General features: G+C 72.3%; 5 protein-coding genes. 2 read left to right on the forward strand and 3 right to left on the reverse strand.

Annotated elements, in window-relative coordinates; all coding sequences use genetic code 11:
* Positions 1 to 102: 102 nt before the first annotated feature.
* Positions 103 to 1,023, reverse strand: a complete 921-nt coding sequence (locus G6028_RS15990) for an aminodeoxychorismate lyase (RefSeq protein ID WP_241730827.1) — start codon at positions 1,021 to 1,023, stop codon at positions 103 to 105.
* Between the two features lie 38 nt (positions 1,024 to 1,061).
* On the opposite strand from G6028_RS15990, the gene ygfZ reads away from it, so the two are divergent.
* Positions 1,062 to 2,225 (forward strand): CAF17-like 4Fe-4S cluster assembly/insertion protein YgfZ, encoded by a 1,164-nt coding sequence (gene ygfZ / locus G6028_RS15995; RefSeq protein ID WP_182659461.1) that lies wholly within the window; start codon positions 1,062 to 1,064, stop codon positions 2,223 to 2,225.
* Between the two features lie 132 nt (positions 2,226 to 2,357).
* Complete coding sequence (locus G6028_RS16000) at positions 2,358 to 2,561, forward strand: DUF3073 domain-containing protein (protein WP_182659462.1); 204 nt, start codon at positions 2,358 to 2,360, stop codon at positions 2,559 to 2,561.
* Between the two features lie 88 nt (positions 2,562 to 2,649).
* On the opposite strand, the gene purM is transcribed toward G6028_RS16000, so the two are convergent.
* On the reverse strand, positions 2,650 to 3,735 hold the full coding sequence (purM, locus tag G6028_RS16005) for a phosphoribosylformylglycinamidine cyclo-ligase (RefSeq protein ID WP_182659463.1): 1,086 nt from the start codon (positions 3,733 to 3,735) through the stop codon (positions 2,650 to 2,652).
* A gap of 40 nt (positions 3,736 to 3,775) precedes the next feature.
* A complete protein-coding gene (purF, locus tag G6028_RS16010; protein ID WP_182659464.1) occupies positions 3,776 to 5,425 on the reverse strand; it encodes an amidophosphoribosyltransferase in 1,650 nt (549 codons plus the stop codon).
* Positions 5,426 to 5,652 lie beyond the last annotated feature (227 nt).

Below are 5,652 nucleotides of genomic sequence, written 5' to 3' on the forward strand. Positions count from 1 at the left end.
GCCCGTCGCCGGCTGACCGCGCCCGGCGTCGGCCTACCGACCCGTGGTCCGCGTCGGCCTTCGGACCGGCGACGGGTGTCGGCCGATGTCCCGCACGGGACGTCAGGCCCGCCCGACCGCCCGGTCGACCATCCCGGCGACGTCGATCCCGGGATACGCCCCGTCCAGCGTCACGTCGTCGATCCGGCGGACCCGGGCGGCGAGGGTGACCGAGGAGAGCAACCACACGGCGTCGGCCGTGAGCAGATCCGACAGCAGGAGCCGTTCGCGGCGGACCGGTACACCCTCCCGCTCCGCGACCTCGGCGAGCGCCCCGAGCGTGGTGCCCTCGAGGATCCCGACCTCCGCCGGCGGACTGACGAGTTCACCCGATCGGGCGATGAGGATCGTCGACCGGGGGCCCTCGAGTACCTCTCCCTCGGAGGACAGATACACCACGTCGTCGTACCCGTCGGCGGCCGCGTGGCGTAGGGCGGCCATGTTGGACGCGTAGGACAGGGTCTTGGCGCCCAGCAGCATCCAGGGCGCCGACGCGGCGAAGTCCGCCGGGAACCCCCTGCCCAGCACGGTCACGGCGATGCCCTCCGCACGCGCCCGCACGGCGTGCGGACCGACCGGGGCGACGGTGATGTAGGCCGTCTCCGGCCCCCCGCGCTCGGGGCCACGGGACAGCACCAGGCGCAGCATCCCCTCGGAACCCGGGCCCCATTCCCGCGCGGCCAACGCGATCCCCGCCCCCCACTCCCCGGCCGTGGGTCCGGTGAGACCGAGAGCAGCTGCCGACCTGGCCAACCGGGCGAGATGTCGCTCCGGTTTGGCCGGTCGACCACCCACGACGAGCAGGGTCTCGAAACACCCGTCCCCCCGGACGGCGGCGAGGTCGTCGGCGAGCAGCAACGGCTCGCCGGCGGGGTGCACCCGGGGGTGTGGGCCGTCCGGCCCGCCGGCGACCAGGACGACCACCCGCGCGTCCGCCCCCCGGTCCGTCGCCCGGTCCGCTCCTTCTCCTGCCGCAGTGCCCATGGCGGCAACACTACGACGACGCACGTAGGATCGCGATCGTGACCGTCCCAGCTGTGCCAGACCGGACCGACGATGGCTACCAGAGCCCGATCCTGACCCGTCCCGGTGCCGTGGACACCACGGGACCGGGCCCGGACGCCGGGGTCCCGTTCCACTATGGCGACCCCTTCGGTGAGCAGCGCGCGGCCACCACCTCCGTGGTGGTCGTCGACCGCTCCCACCGCGACGTGCTGACCATCGGCGGCGGCGAGCGGCTGACCTGGCTCGAGGGCTTCGTCTCCCAGCACGTGTCCGAACTCGCGGACCGCCGTGGTGGCGAGACGCTGATCCTGGACGCCAACGGCCGGGTGGAGCACCACATGGTGCTCTCCGACGTCGACGGGACCCTCGTCATGGACACCGAACCCGGCCGGGGCGCGGCGCTGCTCACGTTCCTGTCCCGGATGGTCTTCTGGGCCGACGCGACTCCGGAGGCCGCCGACCTCGTCGTCGTCACCCTCGCCGGCACCGGGCTCCCCGGTGCCCTCACCGCTCCGGACGGGACCACGGTGGAGCTCCCCGTCGGCGACTACGCGAGCGTCCCGCTGCCGGGGGGCGGGATCGCGCGACGGATGCCGTGGCCGTTGGCGGGCTCGGTCGATCTCCTCGTCCCCCGGGCCGGACTGCCCGCCTGGTTCGACGCAGCGGTCCGGGCCGGCGCCCGTCCGGCCGGCTCGTGGGCGTTCGAGGCCCTCCGCGCGGTGGAGACGGACCCACTCCGGGCCCGGCTCGGCGTGGACACCGACGAGAAGACCATCCCCCACGAGGTCCCCACGTGGATCGGCGAGGTGGCACAGCGCGGCGCGGTCCACCTGGACAAGGGGTGCTACCGGGGCCAGGAGACGGTCTCCCGCGTCCACAACCTCGGCAAGTCCCCCCGGGTCCTCGTACGGCTGCACCTGGACGGCTCCGGCGGCGACCAGTCGCTCTCCCCCGGCGCCGAGGTCCTCGCCGGTGGCCGCACCGTCGGGCGCGTCGGGACCGTCGTCCAACACCACGAATACGGCCCCGTGGCGCTCGCCCTGATCAAGAGGTCGGTGGCCCCGGACACCGTTCTCGAGGTGGAGGGTGTCTCCGCCGCCATCGATCCCGACTCCGTCCCGCACGACTCGGGCCCGCAGGCCGGACGTGAGGCGATCCGCAGGCTGCGCGGTCAGGCGTAGGAGCCGGACGTGGCCCCCACGACACCCGGGCGGACATTCCGCGCCGGGCACGCTATCCTGTGGACAGGCAGATACTCACATTGATGGGCACCCCCGAGGTGGCCCAGCACCGTTTCCGAGGGGGTCAGGTCAATGGGCCGAGGCCGCGCGAAGGCGAAGCAGACCAAGGTCGCTCGCGAACTCAAGTACAACACTCCGCAGACGGACCTAGAACGTCTCCAGGCGGAGTTGGCCGGTGGTGGCGCACCCACCACACGACTCAGCTCCGAACGGCCCGGTACTGAGGAGGACGACGACCCCTACGGGTCGTGGTCCGACGGCGACAGCAGGTTCTGACCGCACTCCCCGAACGCCACACGGACGTGGGCCGGGCATCCAGCGAGGATGCCCGGCCCACGTCCGTGTGGCGGGGTGCGCCGCCCGGCTAGAAGCGGGCGTGTGATCCCTCGAGGACGACGCGCGGTCCGTCCGCGGCGACCTCCCCTGCCTTGTCCACGTGACCGATCACCCAGTTGTCCACGTGCCGGGCCGTGAGCACCGCCTGCGCGCGGTCCACGTCCTCGGCCGGGAGGACGGCGATCATCCCGACGCCCATGTTGAACGTCCGCTCCATCTCGGCCTGCTCGACACGGCCGTGGTGGGCGATCGTGCCGAACACGGCGGGCACGGGCCACCGGCCACGGTCGAGACGCGCGACCAGTCCGCGCGGCATGACCCGCGCGAGATTCTCCGCCAGCCCTCCGCCGGTGACGTGGCTGAACACCCGGACGTCGGTCTCGGCGATGAGGCTCAGACAATCCAGGGCGTAGATGCGGGTGGGCTCGAGGAGTTCCTCGCCCAGGGTCCGACCGAACTCCTCCACGTGCCCCTCCAGCGGGAGGCGGGCGAGCTCCAGGAGCACGTGCCGGGCCAGCGAGTACCCGTTGGAATGCAGGCCCGAGGACGCCATCCCCACGATCACGTCGCCGGGGCGGACGTTCTCCGCCTTGAGGACCTCGTCGGCCTCGACGATCCCGACCCCGGTGCCCGAGATGTCGTACTCGCCGGGGGCCATCAGTCCCGGGTGCTCGGCGGTCTCGCCGCCCAGCAGTGCGCAGCCGGCCCGGACGCAGCCCTCGGCGATCCCCTCGACGATGTCGGCCACGTGCTCCGGCACGACCTTGCCGATCGCGATGTAGTCCTGGAGGAACAGCGGCTCGGCCCCGCACACCACCAGGTCGTCCACCACCATGGCCACGAGGTCGATGCCCACCGTGTTGTGGACGTCCATGGCCTGCGCCACCGCGATCTTGGTCCCGACGCCGTCCGTCGACGAGGCCAGGAGCGGTTGACGGTAGGAGTTCCTCAGCGAGAACAGCCCGGCGAAGCCCCCGAGGCCACCCATCACCTCCGGCCGGGTCGCGCGCTTGGCGTGCGGCGCGAAGAGCTCGACGGCGCGTTCGCCGGCGTCGATGTCGACTCCGGCGGCGGCGTACGAGGCGCCGCTCGCGGGGTGGGGGTTCTCGGTCATCTTCGGTTCTCCTCATCGGCGCCCGTGGTCGGGCGCCCGGTCAGGGTCGGCGGACGGCGTCCGCGTTGTCGTGCAGGACCAGGTGCCGGTCGGGTGTCTCACCGTCGACCTGGGCGGCCAGTGCCAGGACGGCCGCGCTCATCGGCGAGTCGTCCGGGAGCGGGATGGGGTAGTGGCCGTCGAAGCACGCGGCGCACAACTCGTCCCGCGGCTGCCCGGTGGCCGAGATCATCCCGTCCACCGAGATGTACCCGAGGGTGTCCGCCCCGATCGCCCTGCGGACGCCCTCGAGCATCCCGTCGGTGGCGTCGACCCCGTTGGCGATCAGTTCGGCGGGGCTCGCGAAGTCGATGCCGTAGAAGCACGGCCAGCGCACCGGCGGGGAGGCGATGCGGACGTGCACCTCGAGGGCGCCCGCCTCCCGCAGCATCCGGATCAGGGCCCGTTGGGTGTTGCCGCGGACGATCGAGTCGTCCACCACCACCAGCTTCTTCCCCTGGATGACCTCGCGCAGCGGGTTGAGCTTGAGCCTGATGCCGAGCTGCCGGATCGTCTGGCTGGGCTGGATGAACGTACGGCCGACGTAGGCGTTCTTGGTCAGCCCCTGGGCGAAGGGGATCCCGGAGCCCTGGGCGTAGCCCACGGCGGCCGGTGTCCCCGATTCCGGCACCGGGATCACCAGGTCCCCCTCGACGGGGTGCTCGACCGCCAGTTTGCGACCGATCTCCACGCGGGCGGAGTTGACCAGCCGCTGGTTGATCACCGAGTCGGGACGCGCCAGGTACACGTACTCGAAGACGCAGGCCTTGGGGGTGGGCTCGGAGAGCTTGCGCGAGCGGACGCCGTCGGCGTCGATGGCGATCAGCTCGCCGGGCTCGATGTCGCGGACGAACGACGCCCCGACGATGTCGAGGGCCGAGGTCTCGGACGAGACCACCCAGCCCCTCTCGAGCCGACCGAGCGCGAGCGGGCGCACCCCGTGCGGATCCCGGGCCGCGTACAGCGTGTTCTCGTCGGAGAAGGTCAGACAGTAGGCACCGCGCAGTCGCGGCAACAACCGGACCGCCGCCTCCTCGAGGCCCCCGTCGCCCGCCTCGTGCGCGAGCAGGGTGGAGACGATGTCCGAGTCCGAGTGGGTGCTGTTCTCGGTGTAACCCCGGATGCCGATCGTGGTGGCGTAGCGCTTGAGTTCCTGCGTGTTGACCAGGTTTCCGTTGTGCCCCAGCACCACGGACCCTCCGCCGGTGGTGGGCCTGAACATGGGCTGTGCGTTGTCCCAGGACGCGGCGCCGGTCGTGGAGTACCGGCAGTGGCCGATGGCCACGTGTCCGCTCATCGACTCGAGGGTCTTCTCGTCGAAGACCTGGCTCACCAGGCCGAGGTCCTTGTAGACGAGGACCTGCTCGCCGTCCGCGACGGCGATACCGGCGGCCTCCTGGCCACGGTGCTGCAGCGCGTACAGGCCGTAGTAGGTGAGCTTGGCGACGTCCTCGCCCGGAGCCCAGACACCGAAGACACCGCACTCCTCGACCGGACCGATGCGCTCGGTGTCGATCGGCAGGCCGGTCGGGCCGGGAACGGACGGGTCGGGCAGACCCAGACCGACGGCGGCGCGGCCACTGGTGCGGCGGAGTGATCCGGACGGGGCCGGACGTGACGACGTGCTCTCCACCTGGTGGTGCTCCCTCATGTTTCGGGGCGGTCCGCCCGGACGGACCCCGGCGGTGCTGTTCGAGTGTACGTTCCCCGACCCCCGTGACCCCAGTCCCGTGTCCCCGTCCCGCGGGTGGGGCCCCTTCTCATCCGCAGCTCGTCCTGACCCGCCCGGGTCGCCGAACGCTCAGCCGGGACGCACCACCGGCAGCCCCGCCGCGACCTCGTCGGCCCGGGTCCCCGACGCCCGGACCCGCCCCGCGG

The sequence above is a fragment of the Dietzia cercidiphylli genome (assembly GCF_014145145.1).
GTDB classification, from domain to species: Bacteria; Actinomycetota; Actinomycetes; order Mycobacteriales; family Mycobacteriaceae; genus Dietzia; species Dietzia natronolimnaea.

Excerpts from the sequence above, each read along its gene's own strand:
- G6028_RS15990 (WP_241730827.1), bottom strand. The coding sequence starts at position 1,023 with ATGGGCACTGCGGCAGGAGAAGGAGCGGACCGGGCGACGGACCGGGGG.
- G6028_RS16000 (WP_182659462.1), top strand. The coding sequence starts at position 2,358 with ATGGGCCGAGGCCGCGCGAAGGCGAAGCAGACCAAGGTCGCTCGCGAA.
- purM (WP_182659463.1), bottom strand. The coding sequence starts at position 3,735 with ATGACCGAGAACCCCCACCCCGCGAGCGGCGCCTCGTACGCCGCCGCC.
- purF (WP_182659464.1), bottom strand. The coding sequence starts at position 5,425 with ATGAGGGAGCACCACCAGGTGGAGAGCACGTCGTCACGTCCGGCCCCG.